This window comes from Burkholderia sp. Tr-20355 (assembly GCF_017104685.1).
In the GTDB taxonomy this organism is placed as follows: domain Bacteria; phylum Pseudomonadota; class Gammaproteobacteria; order Burkholderiales; family Burkholderiaceae; genus Burkholderia; species Burkholderia seminalis.
Window position 1 is genome coordinate 18,853 of sequence record NZ_JAAGPK010000047.1, and the last position, 23,931, is coordinate 42,783.

Here is a 23,931-nt window from a genome sequence, read left to right on the forward strand (position 1 = left end):
TCCCCTCGCCTTATTTGCCGCCGAGCGTTACAAACAGGGTCAGGAGCCCCAGCATGCCGATGATCATGGCGAACGCGTAGTGATAGATGTAACCGGATTGGAGGAAGCGGATCACGCCGGCGAACCAGCCGATGAACCGGGCGCTGCCGTTGACGAGGCCGTCGATCACCACGACGTCGCCTTCCTTCCACAGGCCGCGGCCGATCGCCACCGAACCACGGGCGAACACCACTTCGTTGATCTTGTCCAGGTAGTACTTGTTGTCCAGCAGCGTGTAGATCGGGCCGAACGCGCGGCGGATCGACGCCGGCAGTTCCGGACGCTTCAGGTACAGGAACCAGGCGACCACGACGCCGGCGAGCGCGAGCCAAACCGGCAGGCCCGACACCGAGTGCAGGCCCATGCCCACCCAGCCGTGGAACTCTTCGGCCATCTCGGCGAGCGCCGGGTGGTTTTCGCCGATGAAGATCACCTTGTCGAAGGCGACGCCATGCTGGAAGAAATCGCCGAACAGCATCGGGCTGATCGCGATCGCACCGATGATCACCGACGGGATCGCCAGCAGGACCAGCGGCACCCACACGACCCACGGGGTCTCGTGCGGCTCGTGCGCGTGGTCGTCATGACCGTGGCCATGGCCGTGATCGTCGTGGCCATGCGCGGCCGCCATGCCCATCGGCGACTCCGGATGCTTCGGCTTGCGGAAGCGCTCCTCGCCGTGGAACACCAGGAAGTACATGCGGAACGAGTACAGCGCCGTGACGAACACGCTCGCGACGACCGCGAAGTACGCGAAGCCCGAACCCGGCAGGTGCGACAGCTTCACCGCGTCGATGATCGAATCCTTCGAGTAGAAGCCCGAGAAGAACGGCGTGCCGATCAGCGCGAGCGAACCGACGAGCGACGTGATCCACGTGATCGGCATGTACTTGCGCAGGCCGCCCATGTTGCGCATGTCCTGGTCGTGGTGCATGCCCATGATGACCGAGCCGGCGCCGAGGAACAGCAGCGCCTTGAAGAACGCGTGCGTCATCAGGTGGAACACGGCGACCGGGTAGGCGGACACGCCGAGCGCGACGGTCATGTAGCCGAGCTGCGACAGCGTCGAGTACGCGACCACGCGCTTGATGTCGTTCTGGACGATGCCGAGGAAGCCCATGAAGAGCGCCGTGATCGCGCCGATCACCGTGATGAACGACAGCGCGGTATCCGACAGCTCGAACAGCGGCGACATGCGCGACACCATGAAGATACCGGCCGTCACCATCGTCGCCGCGTGAATCAGCGCCGAAATCGGCGTCGGACCTTCCATCGAGTCCGGCAGCCACACGTGCAGCGGGAACTGTGCCGACTTGCCCATCGCGCCGATGAACAGGCAGATACAGGCCACGGTCAGCAGGCCCCAGTCGGTGCCCGGGAAGTGCAGGCTCGCGAGTTCCGCGCGCTTCGCGAACACTTCGCCGTAGTTCATCGAGCCGGCGAACGCGAGCAGCAGGCCGATGCCGAGCAGGAAGCCGAAGTCGCCCACGCGGTTCACGAGGAACGCCTTCATGTTCGCGTAGATCGCGCTCTCACGCGTGAAGTAGAAGCCGATCAGCAGGTACGACACCAGACCCACCGCTTCCCAGCCGAAGAACAGCTGCAGGAAGTTGTTGCTCATCACGAGCATCAGCATCGAGAACGTGAACAGCGAGATGTACGAGAAGAAGCGCTGGTAGCCGTCTTCTTCCGCCATGTAGCCGATCGTGTACACGTGCACCATCAGCGAGACGAAGGTCACGACGACCATCATCATCGCGGTCAGCGAATCGACGAGGAAGCCGACTTCGAGTTTCAGCGAGCCGACGTTCATCCATTCGTAGACGGTCGCGTTGAAGCTTGCGCCGCCCATCACGTCGAGGAAGACTTTCGCCGACAGGAGGAACGCGATCATCACGCCGAGGATCGTGATCCGGTGTGCGCCCTTGCGCCCGACTGCGTTCCCGAACAGCCCCGCAATCAGCGAGCCGGCCAGCGGAGCGAGCGGAATCGCCAGCAGCAGGTTTTCATTGAGTGTCGTTGACATAACAGCGTTGCCTGAAATTAACCTTTGAGCTGATCGAGATCCTCGACATTGATCGTGTCGAGCTTACGGAACAGGGTCACCAGAATCGCAAGACCGATCGCGGCTTCCGCTGCCGCGACGGTCAGCACGAAGAACACGAAGATCTGGCCGTGCACGTCGCCGAGGTAATGCGAGAACGCGACGAAGTTGGTATTCACCGCCAGCAGCATCAGTTCGATCGACATCAGGATGATGATGACGTTGCGGCGGTTCAGGAAGATCCCGACGATCGCGATCGCAAACAGGATCGCGCCGAGCACAAGGTAGTGAGCAAGAGTCAGCATGATTTTCTTTTCCTCCGCTTAGCCGTTGGTGCCCGAACCGGCTTCGCTCTGCGCCGTTTCCGGCTGCGGCTTGTCCGCTTCCATCTTCACGAGGCGCACGCGGTCGTTGCGGCGCACCTTGACCTGATCCGACACGCGCTGGCGCTTGCTGTCCTTGCCCTTGCGCTCGGTCAGCCCGATCGCGGCGATGATCGCGACCAGCAGCACGAGACCGGCGATTTCGAACGCGAAGATGTAGTCGGTGTAGATGACCTTGCCGATCAGGCGCGTGTTCGACCAGTTGGCCATCTCGCCCGTCGCCATCGCATGCACGGTGTGCGTGTCGCCGTAACCGCGCCACAGGATCAGCGCGGTCTCGATCACGATGATCGCGCCGACCACGGTCGCCATCGGCACGAAGCGCTTGAAGTCGCGGCGCAGGTAGTCGATGTTGATATCCAGCATCATCACGACGAACAGGAACAGCACCATCACGGCGCCCACGTAGACCAGCACCAGCAGGATCGCGAGGAACTCCGCTTCCAGCAGCATCCAGATCGCGGCGGCGTTGAAGAACGCCAGCACAAGGAAAAGCGCAGACGCCACCGGGTTGCGCGAAGTGATCACCTTCAGCCCTGATACCACCAGGAGCAGCGCGAAGATGTAGAACAGTACGGTCGTGAATTCCATGATTACCGGTTCATCGTTAGGCCATAGTCAGGCGCGGCTTGCGGGACGCTCTCGCGTGCCGCACCCGTCGCGGCGGCTCGGCCCTGGCTGCGGGCCGGCACTGCAAACACAATCAACGATACGGCGCGTCGGCAGCCTTCGCCGCGGCGATGTCCTTCTCGTAGCGATCGCCCACCGCGAGCAGCATTTCCTTCGTGAAATACAGGTCGCCGCGCTTTTCGCCGTGGTACTCGAGAATCTGTGTCTCGACGATCGAATCGACCGGGCAGCTCTCTTCGCAGAAACCGCAGAAGATGCACTTCGTCAGGTCGATGTCGTAGCGCGTCGTGCGGCGCGTGTTGTCCGCGCGCGTTTCCGATTCGATCGTGATCGCCATCGCGGGGCACACGGCCTCGCACAGCTTGCACGCGATGCAGCGCTCTTCGCCGTTTTCGTAGCGGCGCAGTGCATGCAGCCCGCGGAAACGCGGCGAGATCGGGGTCTTCTCTTCCGGGAACTGCACGGTGAACTTGCGCTTGAACGTGTAACGACCGGTCAGCGCGAGCCCCTTCAGCAGCTCGGTCAGGAAGAAGGTCTTAAAGAAGTGTTGGATAGCCGTCATGATTTCGTCCTTACTTCACCCAGATGTTCAGCGGCGACATCATCCAGCAGCCGACCACGACCACCCAGATCACCGTGACGGGCAGGAACACCTTCCAGCCCAGACGCATGATCTGGTCGTAACGGTAGCGCGGGAACGTCGCGCGGACCCAGATGAACACCGACAGCAGTGCGAATACCTTCAGCACCAGCCAGAAGATGCCCGGGATGAACGACAGGAATTCGAACGGCGCATCCCAGCCGCCGAGGAACAGCGTCGCAGCCAGCGCCGAGATCACGATCATGTTGATGTACTCGGCGAGGAAGAACAGCGCGAACGCCATGCCCGAGTAGTCGATCATGTGACCCGCGACGATTTCCGACTCCCCTTCCACCACGTCGAACGGGTGGCGGTTCGTTTCGGCGATGCCCGAGATGAAGTACACGACGAACGCCGGCAGCAGCGGCAGCCAGTTCCACGACAGGAAGTTCACGCCGTGGCCGGCGAAGAAGCCGTGCTGTTGCGAACCGACGATCTCCGACAGGTTCAGGCTGCCGGCCGTCATCAGCACAAGCACCAGCGCGAAGCCCATCGAGATTTCGTACGACACCATCTGTGCCGCGGCGCGCATCGCGCCGAGGAACGCGTACTTCGAGTTCGATGCCCAGCCCGCGAGAATCACCGCGTACACGCCGATCGACGAGATCGCCATCGCGTACAGCAGGCCCGCGTTCACGTTCGCGAGGACCGCTTCGGCCTGGAACGGGATCACGGCCCACACGGCGAATGCCGGCACGACGGTCATCACCGGCGCGATCAGGTACAGCCAGCGGCTGGCGGCGCTCGGCTGAATGACTTCCTTCAGCAGCAGCTTCAGCACGTCGGCGATCGGCTGCAGCAGGCCGCCGGGGCCGACGCGGTTCGGGCCGAGACGCACGTGCATCCAGCCGATCAGCTTGCGTTCCCACAGAATCAGGTACGCGACGCACAGCAGGATGACGACGGAGACGACGAGGATGCGCACGACTGCCCACACCGTCGGCCACGCGAAGCCGAGAAGCTCGGCCCCGCCCGCGTTGATCGTATCGAACAAGCTCATTTACGCCTTCTCCACCACCAGTTCACCGGACAGGCTGCCGAGCGCTGCGCCGGCAGGCGTCGCCGCCGACACGCGAACGACCGTCTCCGCAAGATTCGCGTCGCGCACGGCCGGCAACTGCACCGCACGCTCGCCCTGGCGCACGCGCACGGCGTCGCCTTCCTTCAAGCCCAGCTTGTCGAACAGCGCGGCCGGCAGGGCTGCGGCATTCGCCGCCTTCGCGGCAGCCGTCAGGTGCAGCGCACCCGCGCGGCGCACGAGCGCGTCGGCGTGATAGATCGGCACATCGGCCAGGCGCTCGAAACCGCCGTTCGCGGCATTCGCCGCGGCACGCACCGGCGCGACCGACGTCTGGTTCGACAGACGGCCCGCGACGCCGGCGTCGCCGAGCGCGGCGAGACGCACTTCTTCCGCGGTCTCGTATTCGAAGTTCGGCAGGCCGAGCAGGCTGCCGAGCACGCGCAGCACCTTCCAGCCCGGACGCGTGTCGCCGAGCGGGCGCACGACGCCGTTGAAGCTCTGCACGGTGCCTTCCGCGTTCACGTACGTGCCGGCCGTTTCGGTGAACGGCGCAACCGGCAGCAGCACGTCGGCGTAGTCGAGGCCGTGCTTGAACGGCGACATCACGACGACCATTTCCGCCTGGTTCAGCGCGGCCAGCGCCTGGGCCGGATCGGCCGTGTCGAATTCCGGCTCGACGTTCAGCAGCACGTAGCCCTTGCGCGGCTGCGCGAACGCTTCGCGTGCGTTCAGGCCGCCTTCGCCCGGCAATGCGCCGACGACGTGCGCGCCGACCGTGTTCGCCGCTTCCGTCAGGAAGCCGAACGTGGCGCCGGTGTTGTCGGCGATCCACTTGGCGACGGCATGCAGCTTCGCGAATTCGGGGTGGCGGACCGCGACGTTGCCGAGCAGCACCGCGCGGCGTTCGCCGTTCGACAGCGACTGCGCGACAGCCTGCGCGGCCGGCGATGCGGTGACGCCTGCCAGCGCGTCGGGCAGCGCGACGCCGCGCAGTTGCGCGACGGCCGCGGCGATGCCGGCCAGCTCGTCGAGCCACGCGGACGGTGCGGCCACGATGCGTTGCGCGGTCGGGATCAGTGCGTCGTCAGCGGTCGCGTGCAGGAAATGCAGCTTCGCGCCGTTCTTCGCGGCCTGACGCAGGCGCGACGCGAACAGCGGGTGGTCGCGGCGCAGGAACGAACCGACGACGAACGCGGCGTCCACGTTCGACAGGTCGGCGATCGGCATGCCGAGCCACGGCGCGCCCTGGACCGGCGCCGAGAAATCCTGCTGACGCAGACGGAAGTCGACGTTCGGCGTCTTAAGTTCGTTGGCGAGCTGCTTCACGAGGAACAGCTCTTCAGCGGTGCTGTGCGCGCTCGCGAGCATCGCCAGCGCGTTCGCGCCGTGATCCGCGGCGATGCCCTTCAGGCCCTTCGCGACGTATTCGAGCGCGGTCTGCCAGTCGGTTTCGATCCACTGGCCGCCCTGCTTCAGCATCGGCTTCGTCAGGCGCTCTTCGCTGTTGAGGCCTTCATACGAGAAGCGGTCCTTGTCCGAGATCCAGCATTCGTTGATCGCTTCGTTCTCGAACGGCAGCACGCGCATCACGCGGTTGTTCTTCACCTGCACGACGAGGTTCGCGCCGACGGAATCGTGCGGGCTCACCGACTTGCGGCGCGACAGCTCCCACGTACGGGCGCTGTAGCGGAACGGCTTGCTGGTCAGCGCGCCGACCGGGCACAGGTCGATCATGTTGCCCGACATTTCGGAATCGACCGTCTTGCCGACGAACGTCGTGATTTCCGAGTGCTCGCCGCGGCCCAGCATGCCGAACTCCATCACGCCGGCGATTTCCTGGCCGAAGCGGACGCAGCGCGTGCAGTGGATGCAGCGCGACATTTCTTCCATCGAGATCAGCGGGCCCACGTTCTTGTGGAACACCACGCGCTTTTCTTCCGAGTAGCGCGACGACGACTTGCCGTAGCCGACCGCCAGATCCTGCAGTTGGCATTCGCCGCCCTGATCGCAGATCGGGCAATCGAGCGGGTGATTGATGAGGAGGAATTCCATCACCGACTGCTGCGCCTTCACGGCCTTGTCGGACTGCGTGTGGACGATCATGCCGGCCGACACGGGGGTCGCGCAGGCAGGCACGGCCTTCGGCATCTTCTCGACTTCGACGAGACACATCCGGCAGTTGGCCGCAACCGACAGTTTCTTGTGATAGCAGAAGTGAGGAATGTACGTATCCGCCTTGTGCGCAGCCTGGATCACCATGCTGCCTTCGGGCACCTCGACCTTCTTACCGTCTATTTCAAGTTCAACCATGATGGTGAATGGTCCTTAACCTATTTCCGCCCGTTCGCGCCTTGGCCCGACCGTGCGCTCAAATTCCGCAACCGGGTTCGCTTCAGGCCGCCGCCGCGTGCGCGTGGCCGCCGACCATGCAGTGCTTGTGCTCGACGTGGTACGCGAATTCGTCCCAGTAGTGCTTGAGCATCCCGCGTACCGGCATCGCCGCCGCATCGCCGAGCGCACAGATCGTGCGGCCCATGATGTTCTCGGCCACCGAGTTCAGCAGGTCCAGATCTTCCTGGCGGCCTTCGCCGTGCTCGATACGGTTCACGACGCGATACAGCCAGCCGGTGCCTTCACGGCACGGCGTGCACTGGCCGCACGATTCCTCGTAGTAGAAGTACGACAGGCGCAGCAGCGAGCGCACCATGCAGCGCGTCTCGTCCATCACGATCACCGCGCCGGAACCGAGCATCGAGCCCGCCTTCGCGATCGAATCGTAGTCGAGATCCGTCTGCATCATGATGTCGCCCGGGATCACCGGCGCCGACGAGCCGCCCGGAATCACGGCCTTGATCTTCTTGCCGCCGCGCATCCCGCCGGCGAGCTCCATCAGCGTCGCGAACGGCGTGCCGAGCGGCACTTCGTAGTTGCCCGGGCGCTCGACGTCGCCCGACACCGAGAAGATCTTCGTGCCGCCGTTGTTCGGCTTGCCGATCTCGAGGTAGTTCTGCGGCCCGATGGACAGCAGGAACGGCACCGCGGCGAACGTCTCGGTGTTGTTGATCGTGGTCGGCTTGCCGTACACGCCGAAGCTCGCCGGGAACGGCGGCTTGAAGCGAGGCTGGCCCTTCTTGCCTTCGAGCGATTCGAGCAGCGCCGTTTCCTCGCCGCAGATGTACGCGCCGTAACCGTGGTGCGCGTGCAGCTGGAACGAGAATTCCGAGCCCATGATGTTGTCGCCGAGGAACCCGGCCGCGCGCGCTTCGTCGAGCGCGGCTTCGAAGCGTCGATACACTTCGAAGATTTCGCCGTGGATGTAGTTGTAGCCGACGGTGATGCCCATCGCGTACGCGCCGATGGCCATGCCTTCGATCAGCGCGTGCGGGTTCCAGCGCAGGATGTCGCGATCCTTGAACGTGCCCGGCTCGCCTTCGTCCGAGTTGCAGACGAGGTACTTCTGCCCCGGGAACTGGCGCGGCATGAAGCTCCACTTCAGGCCGGTCGGGAAGCCCGCACCGCCGCGGCCGCGCAGGCCCGACGCCTTCACGTCGGCGATCACCTGCTCGGGCGGAATCTTTTCTTCGAGAATGCGGCGCAACTGCTTGTAGCCGCCGCGCGCGACGTAATCTTCGAGATGCCAGTTCTCGCCGTTCAGACCAGCGAGGATCAGCGGTTTGATGTGACGGTCGTGGAGGGACGTCATTTCGAGAGCTCCTCAAGCAGCTGGTCGATCTTCTCGCGGCTCATGAAGCTGCACATTCTGTGATTGTTCACCAGCAGCACCGGCGCATCGCCGCACGAGCCCATGCATTCGCCTTCCTTCAGCGTGAACTTGCCGTCGGGCGTCGTCTCGCCGAAGCCGATGCCGAGCTTCTGTTTCAGGTAGTCGGCAGTCGCTTCCGCGCCGCCGTGCGGGCCGAGCTGGCACGGCAGGTTCGTACAGAGCGTGATCTTGTGCTTGCCGACCGGGTTGAGCTCGTACATCGTGTAGAACGTCGCGACTTCCTGCACGGCAACGGCCGGCATGCCGAGATAGTCCGCGACGAACTGCATCAGTTCGGGCGACAGCCAGCCGTGCTCTTCCTGAGCAACGGCCAACGCCGACATCACGGCGGACTGTTTCTGATCGGCGGGATACTTCGTCAACGCTCGATCGATTTCCTTCAGGCCTTCAGCTGAGATCATTTTCAGACACGACTCTTTCAATTCCTACCGAACGAACAACCTGCCGCACACTGGGGTGCATGGACGGCAGACCTGGCGCTCACTCTGTTGACAGCTTGCGAAGCCGCGCCGGTTCAGCGCGCATCGCGTGTGACTTACTGCTTCGCCGCCCGCTCGCGCGGGCGGCGCAACCATTAGCGATCGATCTCGCCGAACACGATGTCCTGCGTACCGATGATCGTGACGGCGTCGGCGATCATGTGACCGCGCGCCATTTCGTCGAGCGACGCCAGGTGCGCGAAACCCGGCGCGCGAATCTTGAGGCGATACGGCTTGTTGGCGCCGTCCGACACGAGGTAGATGCCGAATTCACCCTTCGGATGCTCGACCGCCGCGTACGCTTCGCCTTCCGGCACATGGAAACCTTCGGTGAAGAGCTTGAAGTGGTGAATCAAGTCTTCCATGTTGGTCTTCATGCCGACGCGCGACGGCGGGGCAACCTTGTGATTGTCCGTCATCACCGGGCCCGGATTCTTGCGGAGCCACTCAATACACTGTTTCGCGATGCGGATCGACTGGCGCATTTCCTCGACGCGCACCAGATAGCGGTCGTAGCAATCGCCGTTCACGCCGACCGGCACGTCGAAATCCATGCGATCGTACACTTCGTACGGCTGCTTCTTGCGCAGATCCCAGGCGATACCCGAGCCGCGCAGCATCGGGCCCGTCAGGCCCATCTGCAGCGCACGTTCCGGGCTGACCACGCCGATCCCGACCAGGCGCTGTTTCCAGATCCGGTTGTCGGTGAGCAGCGTTTCGTATTCGTCGACGCACTTCGGGAAGCGCGTGAAGAAGTCGTCGATGAAGTCGAGCACCGAGCCGCTGCGCGCTTCGTTCATCTTCGCGAGCGCCTTCTCGTTGCGAATCTTCGACGCCTTGTATTGCGGCATCACGTCAGGCAGGTCGCGGTAGACGCCGCCCGGACGGTAGTACGCCGCGTGCATCCGGGCGCCGGACACCGCTTCGTACACGTCCATCAGGTCTTCGCGTTCGCGGAAGGCGTACAGGAACACGGCCATCGCGCCGACGTCGAGCGCATGCGCGCCGATCCACATCAGGTGGTTCAGCACGCGCGTGATCTCGTCGAACAGCACGCGGATGTACTGCGCGCGCTCCGGCACTTCAATGCCGAGCAGCTTCTCGATCGCGAGCACGTAGCCGTGCTCGTTGACCATCATCGACACGTAGTCGAGACGGTCCATGTACGGCACGGACTGGATGAAGGTCTTGGATTCCGCGAGCTTTTCCGTCGCGCGGTGCAGCAGGCCGATGTGCGGATCGGCACGCTGGATGACTTCGCCGTCGAGCTCGAGCACGAGGCGCAGCACGCCGTGCGCTGCCGGGTGCTGCGGGCCGAAGTTGAGCGTGTAGTTCTTGATTTCTGCCATGACGCCCCCTTAATGTTTCAGACCGCCATAGCGATCCTCGCGGATCACGCGCGGCGTGATTTCGCGCGGCTCGATCGTCACCGGCTGGTACACGACCCGCTTCTCTTCCGGGTCGTAACGCATTTCGACGTAGCCCGACACCGGGAAGTCCTTGCGGAACGGGTGGCCGATGAAGCCGTAGTCGGTGAGGATGCGGCGCAGGTCGGGGTGGCCTTCGAACACGATGCCGTACAAGTCGAACGCTTCGCGCTCGTACCAGTTCGCGGAGGTCCAGGTATCGACCAGCGATGCCACGATCGGCAGGTCGTCGTCCGGCGCGAATACGCGCAGGCGCAGGCGCCAGTTGTTCGTGACCGACAGCAGGTGCGACACGGCCGCGAAGCGCGGGCCGTCGTAGGCACCGTCGCCGAAGGTCTGGTAATCGACACCGCAGAGGTCGAGCAACTGCTCGAATCGGAGCTTCGGATCGTCGCGCAGCGTCTTTGCGACTTCGAGGTAATCGCTCGCCTTCACGACGAGCGTCAGTTCACCGATCGCTTCGGTGAGGCTCACCACGCGCGCGCCGAGCGCGGCTTCGAGGTTTGCCTTGAGGGTCTCGATTTTGCTTGCCATATTGAGGGGACGCTCGGGGCTTTATTGACGGGCAATGGTGTTGGTGCGACGGATCTTCGCCTGAAGCTGGATCACGCCGTAGACCAACGCCTCGGCCGTGGGCGGACAGCCCGGCACGTAGACGTCGACCGGCACGATCCGGTCGCAGCCGCGAACCACCGAATACGAGTAGTGGTAATAACCACCGCCGTTCGCGCACGACCCCATCGAGATCACCCAGCGCGGCTCGGCCATCTGGTCGTACACGCGGCGCAGCGCGGGCGCCATCTTGTTGCAGAGCGTGCCGGCGACGATCATCACGTCCGACTGACGCGGACTCGGACGGAACACGACGCCGAACCGGTCCAGGTCATAACGGGCCGCGCCCGCATGCATCATCTCGACGGCGCAACACGCGAGCCCGAACGTCATCGGCCACAGCGAGCCGGTACGCGTCCAGTTGATCAGCTTGTCAGCCGTCGTGGTGACAAACCCTTCCTTCAAGACCCCTTCGATACTCATTTGCTTTCCACTCCAGACGAGCGACCGAGCGTGGCCGCCCATGCAAACCGGCGATTAACCCATCACTCCCAGTCGAGCCCGCCTTTCTTCCAGATATAGGCAAAGCCCAGCAGGAATTCGAGCAGAAAAATCATCATTGCGATGAAACCCGGCCAGCCGATGTCCCGGAGCGCGACGCCCCACGGGAACAGGAATGCGGTTTCGAGATCGAAGATGATGAACAGGATGGCGACGAGGTAATACCGGACGTCGAATTTCATCCGGGCGTCTTCAAAGGCTTCGAAGCCGCACTCGTATGGTGCGTTCTTCTCGACGTCCGGCTTGTTGGGACCCAGGAGCTTGCCGATGCTGACCAGCGCTATACCTAAACCAGTGCCCACGAGAAGGAACAACAAGACGGGGTAATAGGCTGCGAGGTTCAAGGCAATCCTCTATCGGTTGGTTCTGAGCGTCCGGAGAATACCACTTCCGGCGGAAGGAATCATTTCGGAGTGCAGGCGATCGCAAGACAACCGCAAGCACACCCCAGAAATGAAAAATGCCAGCCACTAGAAGCGGCTGGCATTGAGTAACTTTGGTGCCGACGGCGAGACTCGAACTCGCACAGCTTTCGCCACTACCCCCTCAAGATAGCGTGTCTACCAATTTCACCACGTCGGCACTGCATGCAACTCGGGTTGTGCTGCTTGTTTCCCGCGAATCGCTTCAAGAATTAAATTCTAACCCGAGTTCCAGATTTGTTCAACGCACAACCGCAAAAAAATTAACTTTTTATTTCGGGACATCCTGGCCCGGCGCGCTTGCCGCCGAGCCCGCGACGGCCGCGGATGCCGCGACGGCCGGCGTCGATGCGGCAGGTGCCGGCGCGGTCGCTGCCGAGCCGAGCACGCCGGCCGACGGCGTCGATTTGTACGAACCGAGATACGTCAGCGCGAGCGTCGCGACGAAGAAGATCGTCGCCAGGATGCCCGTCGTGCGCGACAGGAAGTTCGCCGAGCCCGTCGCACCGAACAGGCTGCCCGACGCGCCGCTGCCGAACGCGGCGCCCATGTCGGCACCCTTGCCGTGCTGCAGCAGCACGAGACCAATCACACCGAGTGCAGACAGTACCTGCACCACAATAATCAGCGTCTTGAATAACAGCATCACACCCACCCGATTGGATCGGGCGACCGGACCGTCCGGCCGCCGTCATGGTTCAATTCGATCTCGGACCGCTTATCGCGCGGCCCGGCAGATCGCCAGGAAATCTTCCGCCTTCAGCGACGCGCCGCCGATCAGGCCGCCGTCGATGTCCGGCTGCGCGAACAGCTCTTCCGCGTTGTCCGGCTTCACGCTGCCGCCGTACAGCACGGAGACGTCCTCCGCCCCCTTCGCCGCGAGACGCGCGCGCAGGAACGCGTGCACGTCCTGCGCCTGCGCCGACGTCGCGCTCCTGCCCGTGCCGATCGCCCAGACCGGTTCGTACGCGACGACGATGCGCGCGGCCTCGTCAGCCGTCAGCACGGCCAGCACCGCGTCGAGCTGCGCACCGACGACCTGCTCGGTCGCGCCCGATTCGCGCTCGTCGAGCGTCTCGCCGACGCACACGACCGGCGTGAGCCCGGCTGCGAGCGCGCGCCGCGTCTTCGCCGCGACCGTCTCGTTGCTTTCGCCGTGATACGCGCGACGCTCCGAGTGACCGACGATCGCATAACGCGCGCCGAACTCGGCGACCATCGCGGCCGCCACTTCGCCGGTGAACGCGCCCTGTTCGTGCGCGGACACGTCCTGCGCGCCGAAGACGACACGACCGTCACCCAGCTGCGCCTGAACCTGCGCGAGATACGGGAACGGCACGCACACGCCGACCGACGTATCGGCCGCCACCGCGCCCGCGCCCTGCACCACTTCGTTCAGCAACGCCTGGTTGCCGGCCAGCCGGCCGTGCATCTTCCAGTTGCCGATCACCCGCTTCGTTCTCTGTTTCGACATCGTGTCTGTCTCGTCACCGCTGTGTCATTGACGCGCCGGAAACCGGCCGTCAGGTTTGATCTGGCGAAGCAAACCCGCGATTTTACTGCGCACGGCTTGAACCGGTCAAACCGCGCATGTCAAGTCCGGCCACGCGGGCCGTCAGGCGTTCGTACCCCAATCGAGCACGATCTTGCCGGTGTGCTCGCTGCTTTCCATCAGCGCATGCGCCTGCGCGGCGTCCGCGGCCGGCAACACGCGGTAGATCACCGGCTTGATGCGCCCGTCGGCGATCAGCGGCCACACGCGCGCCTTCAGTTGCGCGGCGATGCGCGCCTTGAACTCGACCGGACGCGGGCGCAGCGTCGAACCCGTGACGGTCAGCCGGCGGCGCAGGATCTCGCTCAGGTTGACGTCGGCCTTCGCGCCGCCGAGCAGCGCGATCAGCACGAGACGGCCGCCGTCCGCGAGCGCGGACAGCTCGCGCGGCACGTACGAGCCCGCCACCATGTCGAGGATCACGTCGACGCCGCGATCGTGCGTCAGCGACTTCACGACCTCGACGAAATCCTCGGTCTTGTAGTTGATCGCGCGTTCGGCGCCGAGCGCCTCGCACGCGCGGCACTTGTCGGCGGTGCCAGCCGTCGCGAACACGCGAAAGCCGAGCGCGTGCGCGATCTGGATCGCCGTCACGCCGATGCCGCTCGAGCCGCCCTGCACGAGCAGCGTCTCCTGCTCGCCGCCCTCGCCCGCGCCGAGCCGCGCACGGTCGAACACGTTGCTCCACACGGTGAAGAACGTCTCGGGCAGCGACGCGGCCTCGATATCGGTGAGCCCGTCAGGCACCGGCAGGCACTGCGGCAGCGGCGCGACCGCGTATTCGGCATAACCACCGCCCGCGAGCAACGCGCACACGCGATCGCCCAGCTTCAGGCCGAACGGGTTCAGCGCGGCGTCGGACAGGTCGCCGCCGACGATCTCGCCCGCCACCTCGAGGCCCGGCAGATCCGACGCCCCCGGCGGCGGCGCATAGCCGCCCTTGCGCTGGAACACGTCGGGCCGGTTTACACCGGAAGCCGCCACCTTGATCAGCACCTCGCCGCGCTTCGGTTCGGGGCGCGGGCGCTCCGCGAGCTTCAGCACGTCGGGGGCGCCGAATTCGGTGATTTCGATGGCTTTCATGGTGAAGGAGGCTCCAGGATCGGAATCGGATGGCCCGCCCGCGCACGCGGCACGGACGCCTTGCCGGCGCTGCTGCGCCGCACAACGATGCTACAGAAAAAACGGCCGGCACGCTTTCGCACTGCCGGCCGCTGGTCCGCCCGTCCGCTTACTGCTGCGGCGGCGTATCCGACTGCGCTGCCGCGGCGGCTTCGTTCAGCAGCGCCTTGGCCGACAGGCGCACACGGCCCTTCTCGTCCGTCTGAATGACCTTGACCTTGACCTGCTGACCTTCCTTCAGGTAGTCGTTGATGTCCTTCACACGCTCGTTGACGATTTCCGAGATGTGCAGCAGGCCGTCCTTGCCCGGCAGCAGGTTCACGATCGCGCCGAAATCGAGCAGCTTGAGCACCGTGCCTTCGTACACCTGGCCGACTTCGATCTCGGCCGTGATTTGCTCGATGCGCTTCTTCGCTTCGGCCATGCCTTCGCTGCTGGTGCTCGCGATCGTCACGACGCCGTCATCCGAGATGTCGATGGTCGTGCCCGTTTCTTCCGTCAGCGCGCGGATCACCGAACCGCCCTTGCCGATCACGTCGCGGATCTTTTCCGGGTTGATCTTGATCGTGATCATGCGCGGCGCGAATTCCGACAGCTGCGTGTTCGCACCCGAGACCGCCGAGGTCATCTTGCCGAGGATGTGCATGCGGCCTTCCTTCGCCTGCGCGAGCGCGACCTGCATGATTTCCTTCGTGATGCCCTGGATCTTGATGTCCATCTGCAGCGCCGTCACGCCTTGTTCCGTGCCGGCCACCTTGAAGTCCATGTCGCCGAGGTGATCTTCGTCGCCGAGGATGTCGGTCAGCACCGCGAATTTGTTGCCTTCGAGGATCAGGCCCATCGCGATACCCGCGACGTGCGCCTTCATCGGCACGCCGGCGTCCATCAGCGCGAGGCAGCCGCCGCACACCGACGCCATCGACGACGAACCGTTCGACTCGGTGATTTCCGACACGACGCGGATCGAGTAGCCGAATTCGTCGGCGCTCGGCAGGCACTTGACCAGCGCGCGCTTCGCGAGGCGGCCGTGGCCGATTTCGCGGCGCTTCGGCGAGCCGACGCGGCCCGTTTCGCCGGTGGCGAACGGGGGCATGTTGTAGTGGAGCATGAAGCGCTCGCGGTATTCGCCTTCGAGCGCGTCGATGATCTGCTCGTCACCCTTCGTGCCGAGCGTCGCGACGACCAGCGCCTGCGTCTCGCCGCGGGTGAACAGCGCGGAGCCGTGGGTGCGCGGCAGCACGCCGGTGCGGATTTCGATCGGGCGCACGGTGCGCGTGTCGCGGCCGTCGATACGCGGCTCGCCGTTCAGGATCTGCGAACGGACGATCTTTGCCTCGATGTCGAACAGCACGTTGCCGACGGTGGCCTTGTCGGCCGCAGCCGTACCGGCCGCCAGCGCTTCTTCCTCGAGCTTCGCCGAGGTGGCCGAGTAGACTTCCTTCAGCTTCGCCGAACGCGCTTGCTTGTCGCGGAGCTGGTAGGCGGCGAGCAGGTCGTTCTGCGCCAGTTCGGTCACGCGGGCGATCAGCGCCTCGTTCTTCGGCGCCGGCTGCCAGTCCCACTCGGGCTTGCCGCCTTCGCGCACCAGTTCGTGGATCGCGTCGATCGCGACCTGCATCTGCTCGTGACCGAACACGACCGCGCCCAGCATCACTTCTTCCGACAGCTGGTCGGCTTCCGATTCGACCATCAGCACGGCGCGCTCGGTACCCGCGACGACGAGGTCGAGGCTCGATGCCTTGATCTGGTCACGCGTCGGGTTCAGCACGTACGCATTGTCGATGTACGCCACGCGTGCGGCACCGACCGGGCCGTTGAACGGCAGGCCCGACACGGCGAGCGCGGCCGATGCGCCGATCAGCGCGGGGATGTCCGCCGGGATTTCCGGGTTCACGGACAGCACGTGGATCACGACCTGGACTTCGTTGTAGAAGCCTTCCGGGAACAGCGGGCGCAGCGGGCGGTCGATCAGGCGCGACGTCAGCGTCTCATGCTCCGACGGACGGCCTTCGCGGCGGAAGAAGCCGCCCGGGATCTTGCCGGCCGAGTAGGTCTTCTCGAGGTAATCGACGGTCAGCGGGAAGAAATCCTGACCCGGCTTCGCCGACTTCGCGCCGACGACGGTTGCCAGCACGACGGTGTCTTCGACGTCGACGATCACCGCACCGCTCGCCTGGCGAGCGACTTCACCGGTTTCGAGGCGCACCTTGTGCTGGCCCCACTGGAATTCCTTCACGACCTTGTTGAACATGGACATGGTTGCTCCTTTGTATTCATGCATTTCATTCGCCGCGCCGGCCATCCGGCACGGCGGCGTCTCGACCGAATCACCCGGAGCAAGGTGTGTTTTTTATGCCATTCCAGCGCGGCGCTCGTGCAGCAGCGCGCTGGAATGACACAAATCCTGCCCCGGAATCAGTCGTTGCGGCGGCCCCGCACGAACGTGCCGGACAGCCTGCGATGCGCGTGACGCTACGCACCGCGCAAAAACAAAATGCCTGTATCAGCGGACTGACACAGGCATCTTGCTGGCGGCAATCGCCTCGATTACTTACGCAGACCCAGCTTCTCGATCAGTGCGCGGTAACGGTCGGCATCCTTGCCCTTGAGGTAGTCGAGCAGCTTGCGGCGGCGGCTCACCATGCGCAGCAGGCCGCGGCGGCTGTGGTGATCCTTCGCGTGGGTCTTGAAGTGACCCGTCAGTTCGACGATACGTGCGGTCAGCAGTGCGACCTGGACTTCGGGCGACCCCGTGTCGTTGGTACCGCGGGCGAACTGAGCAACAACTTCCGACTTCTTGATATCTGCAACAGACATGTGATTTCCTTTCTAACTGAACAGGCGGACACGGAAGAATGGCCGTGCCGTGACTTACAACCGGCGGGCATTGTAGCACAACTCCCCGCCGTTCTTACCGCCTCCTGTCACGGACGCGTCATCGAGCACGCCGACGGCATCTCCGTGCGCTGCGCCGGCACCGCCAGCACCGTCCGGAAGCCATAACCCGACCCCTCGTTGTCGAAGCGCACGCCCGGCGCGCCGGCCTTGTCCATCTCCATCACGTAAAGGGGCTGGATCAGCTGGTGATCCTGCGCGCGCATCCGCGACGCATGGAAACCGTCGTCGAACGACAGGCCCTCGAGCGACCGCGCGACCGCGACGGGGTCGGCCGACCCCGCCCGGTTCATCGCCGCGGCCAGCATCTCGATCATCAGGCTCATGCGCCGCACCGGATAGTCGTCCTGCGCGGCCGGGAAACGGGTCCGGAACGCGCGGTAGAACGCGTCGGATTTCGCGCCGCCCGCATTCGGATGCCAGTCGGCCACGGCCACGACGCGCCCGACGCCGGCATCGCCAAGGGCGGCCGGCGCACCGAGGCTGTTGCCGTAGAACGTGTAGAACTTCGCGTTCAGCCCCTGCTCGCGCGCCGCCTTCACGAGCAGCGTGAGGTCGTTGCCCCAGTTGCCGGTCACGACGGCATCCGCGCCGCTCGCGCGGATTTTCGCGATGTACGGCGAGAAATCCTTGATCCGGCCGATCGGGTGGAATTCGTCGCCGGCGATCGTCACGTCCGGGCGCCGCGCGGCCAGCGCCTGCCGCGCGAGCGTGCTGACGTCGTGACCGAAGCTGTAGTCCTGGTTCAGCAGGTAGACCTTGCGCAGCGCGCGGTCGCGCGCCATCACGTCCGCGAGCGCGGCCATCCGCATCCCCGCGTGCGCGTCGAAGCGGAAATGCCAGAAGCTGCAGCGCGCGCCAGTGAGCGCCGGATCGTCGGCCGAATAGTTCAGGAACAGCATCCGGTTGTCGGGGTCGCGCGCGTTCAGCTTGTCGAGCGCCGCGACCAGCGCGGCCGCGACGGCCGAGCTGTTGCCCTGCGCAACGAAGCCGATATGGCGGTCCGCGGCCGCGCGCAGCTGCACGAGCGCCTCCTCCGGGCTGCCCTTGCTGTCGAGCACGACGAGTTCGAGCGGGTGTGCGCCGTCGCGCAACTTCACGCCGCCCGCCGCGTTGACCTGCTCGACGCCGAAGCGCAGGTTGCGCTCGACCGCCGCGCCCGCGTTCGCGAACGGGCCCGACATCCCTTCGATCAGCGCGATCCGCACCGGCTCGCCGCCGGCGAACGCGGACGCAGCCAGCACCCATCCTGCGCTCAACGCGAGCGCGTACCGCTTCCACCCCTGCATCGGCCACCTGCCCTTCGATTTGCCCGAGAAGCGCGGATCATAGGCCGGCGCGCCCGCCGCCCGCAAGCCTCGCCGCGCCGCCGATCCGCACCGATTTTTTCCGCGCGATGCACCGGCACGCGCCGTCCGTGATACAACGGGGCCTGTTTCCGTGTTCTGGAGGATCCCATGCGCATTCGCATTCCCGCGCGCCTGCCGGTGCTGGTCGCCGGCGCCGCGGCACTGCTGGCCGGTTGCGCGCAACCGTGGCAGCAATACCAGGCCGGCCAGGACGAATCGGCGATCGTCGCGCGCATGGGCCCGCCGCGCGAGATCTACGACCTGCCCGGCGGCGGCAAGCGGCTGATGTGGCCGACCCAGCCGATGGGCGAAATCACGATCGCGGCCGACGTCGACGCGGCCCACAAGATCGTCAACGTGCGCCAGGTGCTGCAGCCGAGCGAGTTCTATCGCGCGGAGATCGGCAAGTGGACGAAGACCGACGTGCTCGTCAATTTCGGACGCCCGGTCGAGACGTCCTACTTCCCGCTGATGAAGCGCGAGGTATGGACGTACCGGTATCTCGAGGACAACGTCTGGTACATGATGTACAGCTTCTATTTCGATCCGCAGGGCATCCTGCGCATCACGCAGAAAACACCGGACCCGATGCACGATCCCGATCGTCGCAACCTGTTCTGACCGATTACGCATTTACGCGCAATTTTCACCATGGCCATTCACGAATTATTGCGTGAATGGCCATTTCGTTTTTTCCGATCCGCTATTTAATTCACGGAATATGACGGAAAACTTTTCCGGTCGATGACATCCCGATGACAATCCGCTGAACGCCCCGTCATGCGGTCGTCTGCGCGGATACTGTCATGCCCGATGCCTGTCGTGCGTCGGGTTGGTGCAAGCAATGCACTGCGCCAAATCAATTTGAAACAATTTGTTTCAATGCCCCCGGAATGCTAGGGCATACCCCTAATATCAGTCGAAATCCAACCTTTCAATTTAGAAAGAATGGGGTTGCGTCATTTCGATCGATATTGATTTGCCTTTATTACAAAGGAGTCCTCATGAATCGCCCCAAGAGCATGCTGGTTGCCAACATTGCCTGGGCCCGCGAGACGCGTGAACACACGCCCGGTTTCTTCGACGCGCTCGCGCGCGGCCAGAACCCGCGCGTGCTGTGGATCGGCTGCGCCGACAGCCGCGTGCCGGCCGAAACCATCACGCACTGCGCGCCCGGCGAACTGTTCGTCCATCGCAACATCGCGAACCTGTTCCACCCCGACGACGACAACTCCGCCAGCGTGCTCGAGTACGCGGTGCGGGTGCTGAAGGTCGACCACGTGATCGTGTGCGGGCACTACGGCTGCGGCGGCGTGCGCGCATCGCTGCTGCCGCCGCCGGCCGACCTGCCGCACGTCGCGCGCCGCATCGCGCCGCTCTGCGCGCTCGCGCGGCGCCATCGCGACACGCTCGACGGCCTCGACGACACGGCCGCCGCCGACCGCCTCGCCGAACTGAACGTCCTCGAACAGGTGCGGCTGCTGCGCGCATCGCCGATCGTGCGCGGCCGCGAACGGCCGCCGCTCGTGCATGGCTGGATCTTCTCGCTCGCCGACGGTCGCCTGCTGGAGCTCGATTCCGGCTACGCGGCCCCGCCCGTCGACGTCGAACCCGCGCTGGCCACGACCGCCGCCGCGCTCGGCTGATTCATCCCCCGCCCCAACGCCCACGAAAACGCCCCAACCATGAAACTGAACGAGCGCCTCTCCACCCTGCCGCGCGACATCGTCGCCGGCATCGTCGTTTTCCTCGTCGCGCTGCCGCTCTGTCTCGGCATCGCCAACGCCTCCGGCGTCGAGCCGTTCGCCGGGCTCGTGTCCGGCATCGTCGGCGGCATCGTCGTCGCGCTGCTGAGCGGCTCGTCGCTGTCCGTCAGCGGGCCGGCCGCCGGCCTCGTCGTGATCGTCGTCGAAGGGATCGCGCAACTCGGCAGCTTCTCCGCGTTCCTGCTCGCGGTGCTGCTGTCCGGCGTGCTGCAGTTCGGGTTCGGCATGCTGCGCGCCGGCCGCTTCGCCGCCTACGTGCCGTCGCCCGTCATCAAGGGCATGCTCGCCGCAATCGGCCTGCTGCTGATCGTGAAGCAGATGCCGTTCGCGTTCGGCATCGGCGGCTCGGCCGCGCAATCGTTTGCGAACTGGCCGGACCTGCCGGTCGCCTGGGCCGCCACGGCCATCGCGCTCGCGTCGCTCGCGCTGCTGATCGCCTGGGACACGCCCACGCTGCGCCGCTTCGCGCTGGTGCGCGCGGTGCCCGCGCCGCTCGCGGTCGTCGTGCTCGGGATCGGCGCGACGCTCGTGCTGGGCTTCGTCGCGCCGGCCGTTGCGCCGGGCGCGGCCCATCGCGTGACGCTGCCCGAGCTCGGATCGTTCGCGGCGTTCGCGGCCTCGCTCAAGCACGCGGAGCTCGGCCCGAACTTCGCGCAGCTCGTCAATCCGGACGTGTGGCGCGTCGCGATCACGCTCGCGGTCGTCGCGAGCCTCGAGACGCTGCTGAGCCTCGAAGCGGTCGAGCAGATCGACCCGAAGCGCCGGCCGACCCAGCCCGATCGCGAGCTGAAGGCGCAGGGCGTCGGCAATCTCGTCGCGGGCGCGGTCGGCGGGCTGCCGATCACGTCGGTGATCGTGCGCAGCTCGGTGAACGTCAACGCGGGCGCGCAAAGCCGGATGTCGGCCATCGTCCACGGGATGCTGCTGCTCGCGAGCGTGTTCGCGCTCACCGGCCTCATCAACCTGATCCCGCTCGCGAGCCTGGCCGCGATCCTGATCCATACGGGCTTCAAGCTCGCGAAGCCGGCGCTGTTCCGTTCGGTGATGAAGCAAGGGCCGGCCGCCTTCGTGCCGTTCGCGGCGACGATCGTCGGCGTGCTCGCGGTCGACCTGCTGTTTGGCATCGCGCTCGGCCTCGCGTGCAGCGTGCTGGCCGTCGCGGTCGCGAACCTGAAGAGCCCCGTCACGCTCGCGCAGCACGACGACCACTTCCTGCTGTCGTTCCGCAAGGACGTGTCGTTCCTCGGCAAGGTGCAGGTCAAGCACCACCTGCGGCACATTCCGGATCGCGCGGCCGTGATCATTGACGCGACGCGCGCCGACTACATCGATCACGACGTGCTCGAACTGCTCGACGCGTTCGTCGCCGACGCGCCGCGGCGCGGGATCGCGGTCGAGTTCCGCCGGCGCAGCCCGGCGCCGCGCCCCGCCGCGCGCCGCTGGCTGTTCCGCGCCCCTGCGGCCGAATGAGCGGCCGATGAAAAAACGCCCCGGCGGCACACGGCCGCGGGGCGTTTCGGTGGTGCGCTGCGCGCGGCGCTTACGCGCGCTGCGGGTTGAGCTTGTCGTCCTTCGAGTGCAGCTTGTTCAGCGCGGAAATGTACGCCTTCGCCGATGCGGCGACGATGTCCGGATCGGTGCCGACGCCGTTGACGATCCGCCCGCTCTTCGACAGCCGGACGGTCACTTCGCCCTGCGCCTGCGTGCCGGTCGTGATCGCGTTCACCGAGTACAGCAGCAGCTCGGAACCGCTGCCGACTTCACCCTCGATCGCATTGAACGTTGCGTCGACCGGGCCGTTGCCGCGTGCCTCGCCCGTCACTTCCCGGCCTTCGACCGCGAACACGACCTTCGCCTGCGGCTGCTCGCCGGTTTCCGAGCGCTGCGCCAGCGACACGAACTTGTAGTGCTCCTGCTCGTGCGCGAGTGCCGACTCCTCGGAGACGATCGCGATGATGTCCTCGTCGAAGATCTCGGCCTTACGGTCGGCCAGGTCCTTGAAGCGCATGAATGCGGCATTCAGTTCGGCTTCGCTGTCGAGCGACACGCCGAGCTCCTGCAGGCGCTGCTTGAACGCGTTACGGCCCGACAGCTTGCCGAGCACGATCTTGTTCGCGGTCCAGCCCACGTCTTCCGCGCGCATGATCTCGTAGGTGTCGCGCGCCTTCAGCACGCCATCCTGGTGAATGCCCGACGCGTGCGCGAACGCGTTCGCGCCAACCACCGCCTTGTTCGGCTGCACGACGAAGCCGGTGATCTGCGACACGAGCTTCGACGTCGGCACGATCTGCGACGTGTCGATGCCGACGTCGAGACCGAAGTAGTCCTTGCGCGTCTTCACGGCCATCACGATTTCTTCGAGCGACGTGTTGCCCGCGCGCTCGCCGAGACCGTTGATCGTGCACTCGACCTGACGCGCGCCGCCGATCTTCACGCCGGCGAGCGAGTTCGCGACGGCCATGCCGAGGTCGTTGTGGCAGTGCACCGAGAAGATCGCCTTGTCCGAGTTCGGAATGCGCTCGCGCAGCGTCTTCACGAGGTTGCCGTAGAGCTCGGGCACGCCGTAGCCGACCGTGTCGGCGATGTTGATCGTCGTCGCGCCTTCGGCGATCACGGCTTCCAGCACGCGGCACAGGAAATCCATGTCGGAGCGGCTGCCGTCTTCCGGCGAGAACTCGACGTTGTCGGTGAACTTGCGCGCGAAACGCACCGCGAGGCGCGCCTGCTCGAACACCTGGTCGGGCGTCATCCGCAGCTTCTTCTCCATGTGCAGCGGCGACGTCGCGATGAACGTGTGGATCCGGAAGCTGTTGGCCGGCTTCAGCGCGTCGGCCGCGCGCTGGATGTCCTTGTCGTTGGCCCGCGCCAGCGAGCAGATCGTGCTGTCCTTCACCAGACCGGCGATCGTGTGGATCGCGTCGAAGTCGCCGTTCGAACTGGCCGCGAAGCCGGCCTCGATCACGTCGACCTTCATCCGCTCGAGATTCTTCGCGATGCGGATTTTCTCTTCCTTCGTCATCGACGCGCCGGGCGATTGTTCGCCGTCACGCAACGTCGTATCGAAAATGATCAGCTTGTCTGTCATGGGGGGCTCCAGGGCTCTTTATACGGAAGTCAAACGTAATGAGATCGCGCCACCGCTGGCGACGCTCAACAACAGACGAGGCTTGACGGAGGGCGAGAACGGTCAGCGCGGCAGGCGCGCCAAAGCTAGCGCGCGTAGCGGCGCACCGGCTAGAAGGAGGGAGAGGCGGGAAAATGCAGT

Annotated in this window: 22 protein-coding genes and 1 tRNA gene; 3 read left to right on the top strand and 20 right to left on the bottom strand. The window is 65.1% G+C overall.

All coding sequences use genetic code 11. The annotated features are described in order from the left end of the window. Positions 1-10: 10 nt before the first annotated feature. The 19 genes from nuoL to G3N62_RS15205 form a co-directional block, all read right to left on the bottom strand. A complete protein-coding gene (gene nuoL, locus G3N62_RS15115) occupies positions 11-2,065 on the bottom strand; it encodes an NADH-quinone oxidoreductase subunit L (protein WP_034190808.1) in 2,055 nt (684 codons plus the stop codon). 17 nt (positions 2,066-2,082) lie between these two features. Then, complete coding sequence (gene nuoK, locus G3N62_RS15120) at positions 2,083-2,388, bottom strand: NADH-quinone oxidoreductase subunit NuoK (protein WP_006478272.1); 306 nt, start codon at positions 2,386-2,388, stop codon at positions 2,083-2,085. Between the two features lie 18 nt (positions 2,389-2,406). Next, positions 2,407-3,057, bottom strand: a complete 651-nt coding sequence (locus G3N62_RS15125; RefSeq protein ID WP_011545812.1) for an NADH-quinone oxidoreductase subunit J — start codon at positions 3,055-3,057, stop codon at positions 2,407-2,409. 112 nt (positions 3,058-3,169) lie between these two features. Next, the gene (gene nuoI / locus G3N62_RS15130) at positions 3,170-3,658 is read right to left on the bottom strand and encodes an NADH-quinone oxidoreductase subunit NuoI (protein WP_009691265.1); all 489 of its coding nucleotides are present in this window, start codon (positions 3,656-3,658) and stop codon (positions 3,170-3,172) included. Between the two features lie 10 nt (positions 3,659-3,668). After that, positions 3,669-4,736 (bottom strand): NADH-quinone oxidoreductase subunit NuoH, encoded by a 1,068-nt coding sequence (nuoH, locus tag G3N62_RS15135; RefSeq protein ID WP_034190807.1) that lies wholly within the window; start codon positions 4,734-4,736, stop codon positions 3,669-3,671. Beyond that, on the bottom strand, positions 4,737-7,067 hold the full coding sequence (gene nuoG / locus G3N62_RS15140; RefSeq protein ID WP_034190806.1) for an NADH-quinone oxidoreductase subunit NuoG: 2,331 nt from the start codon (positions 7,065-7,067) through the stop codon (positions 4,737-4,739). 82 nt (positions 7,068-7,149) lie between these two features. Beyond that, on the bottom strand, positions 7,150-8,460 hold the full coding sequence (gene nuoF, locus G3N62_RS15145; RefSeq protein WP_006478267.1) for an NADH-quinone oxidoreductase subunit NuoF: 1,311 nt from the start codon (positions 8,458-8,460) through the stop codon (positions 7,150-7,152). Next, complete coding sequence (nuoE, locus tag G3N62_RS15150) at positions 8,457-8,942, bottom strand: NADH-quinone oxidoreductase subunit NuoE (RefSeq protein ID WP_006756903.1); 486 nt, start codon at positions 8,940-8,942, stop codon at positions 8,457-8,459. The genes nuoF and nuoE overlap by 4 nt, the downstream gene beginning before the upstream one ends. Positions 8,943-9,115: 173 nt before the next feature. Beyond that, complete coding sequence (locus G3N62_RS15155; protein WP_034190805.1) at positions 9,116-10,369, bottom strand: NADH-quinone oxidoreductase subunit D; 1,254 nt, start codon at positions 10,367-10,369, stop codon at positions 9,116-9,118. 9 nt (positions 10,370-10,378) lie between these two features. Then, positions 10,379-10,981, bottom strand: coding sequence for an NADH-quinone oxidoreductase subunit C (locus G3N62_RS15160; protein WP_034190804.1), 603 nt, complete (start codon positions 10,979-10,981; stop codon positions 10,379-10,381). A gap of 21 nt (positions 10,982-11,002) precedes the next feature. Beyond that, positions 11,003-11,482 carry an NADH-quinone oxidoreductase subunit B gene (locus G3N62_RS15165; protein ID WP_006398799.1) on the bottom strand — a complete coding sequence of 160 codons (480 nt, stop codon included), beginning with the start codon at positions 11,480-11,482 and terminating at the stop codon, positions 11,003-11,005. A 62-nt stretch (positions 11,483-11,544) separates the two neighbouring features. Continuing rightward, a complete protein-coding gene (locus G3N62_RS15170; RefSeq protein ID WP_006398798.1) occupies positions 11,545-11,904 on the bottom strand; it encodes an NADH-quinone oxidoreductase subunit A in 360 nt (119 codons plus the stop codon). 153 nt (positions 11,905-12,057) lie between these two features. Then, positions 12,058-12,142, bottom strand: a tRNA-Leu gene (locus G3N62_RS15175). A 111-nt stretch (positions 12,143-12,253) separates the two neighbouring features. Next, positions 12,254-12,628, bottom strand: coding sequence for a preprotein translocase subunit SecG (gene secG / locus G3N62_RS15180; protein WP_034190803.1), 375 nt, complete (start codon positions 12,626-12,628; stop codon positions 12,254-12,256). A 72-nt stretch (positions 12,629-12,700) separates the two neighbouring features. Beyond that, positions 12,701-13,456: a triose-phosphate isomerase gene (gene tpiA, locus G3N62_RS15185; RefSeq protein WP_124609493.1), complete on the bottom strand. Its 756-nt coding sequence runs from the start codon at positions 13,454-13,456 to the stop codon at positions 12,701-12,703. Between the two features lie 141 nt (positions 13,457-13,597). Then, positions 13,598-14,617 carry an NAD(P)H-quinone oxidoreductase gene (locus G3N62_RS15190; RefSeq protein WP_034190801.1) on the bottom strand — a complete coding sequence of 340 codons (1,020 nt, stop codon included), beginning with the start codon at positions 14,615-14,617 and terminating at the stop codon, positions 13,598-13,600. 148 nt (positions 14,618-14,765) lie between these two features. Beyond that, entirely contained in the window at positions 14,766-16,913 is a 2,148-nt protein-coding gene (gene pnp / locus G3N62_RS15195) for a polyribonucleotide nucleotidyltransferase (protein ID WP_059558205.1), read from the bottom strand. 290 nt (positions 16,914-17,203) lie between these two features. After that, positions 17,204-17,473 (bottom strand): 30S ribosomal protein S15, encoded by a 270-nt coding sequence (gene rpsO, locus G3N62_RS15200; RefSeq protein ID WP_006398792.1) that lies wholly within the window; start codon positions 17,471-17,473, stop codon positions 17,204-17,206. A gap of 107 nt (positions 17,474-17,580) precedes the next feature. Beyond that, positions 17,581-18,840: a branched-chain amino acid ABC transporter substrate-binding protein gene (locus tag G3N62_RS15205; protein ID WP_124670622.1), complete on the bottom strand. Its 1,260-nt coding sequence runs from the start codon at positions 18,838-18,840 to the stop codon at positions 17,581-17,583. 168 nt (positions 18,841-19,008) lie between these two features. On the opposite strand from G3N62_RS15205, the gene G3N62_RS15210 reads away from it, so the two are divergent. The 3 genes from G3N62_RS15210 (at position 19,009) to G3N62_RS15220 (ending at position 22,136) form a co-directional block, all read left to right on the top strand. Beyond that, positions 19,009-19,521, top strand: a complete 513-nt coding sequence (locus G3N62_RS15210) for a hypothetical protein (RefSeq protein WP_034190799.1) — start codon at positions 19,009-19,011, stop codon at positions 19,519-19,521. Positions 19,522-19,904: 383 nt separating this feature from the next. Beyond that, positions 19,905-20,546 carry a carbonic anhydrase gene (locus tag G3N62_RS15215; protein ID WP_034190798.1) on the top strand — a complete coding sequence of 214 codons (642 nt, stop codon included), beginning with the start codon at positions 19,905-19,907 and terminating at the stop codon, positions 20,544-20,546. 39 nt (positions 20,547-20,585) lie between these two features. Continuing rightward, positions 20,586-22,136 (top strand): SulP family inorganic anion transporter, encoded by a 1,551-nt coding sequence (locus tag G3N62_RS15220; protein WP_069705558.1) that lies wholly within the window; start codon positions 20,586-20,588, stop codon positions 22,134-22,136. A gap of 70 nt (positions 22,137-22,206) precedes the next feature. Here the strand turns inward: G3N62_RS15220 and G3N62_RS15225 are convergent, their stop codons facing one another. Further along, complete coding sequence (locus G3N62_RS15225; RefSeq protein ID WP_034190796.1) at positions 22,207-23,751, bottom strand: 2-isopropylmalate synthase; 1,545 nt, start codon at positions 23,749-23,751, stop codon at positions 22,207-22,209. Positions 23,752-23,931 lie beyond the last annotated feature (180 nt).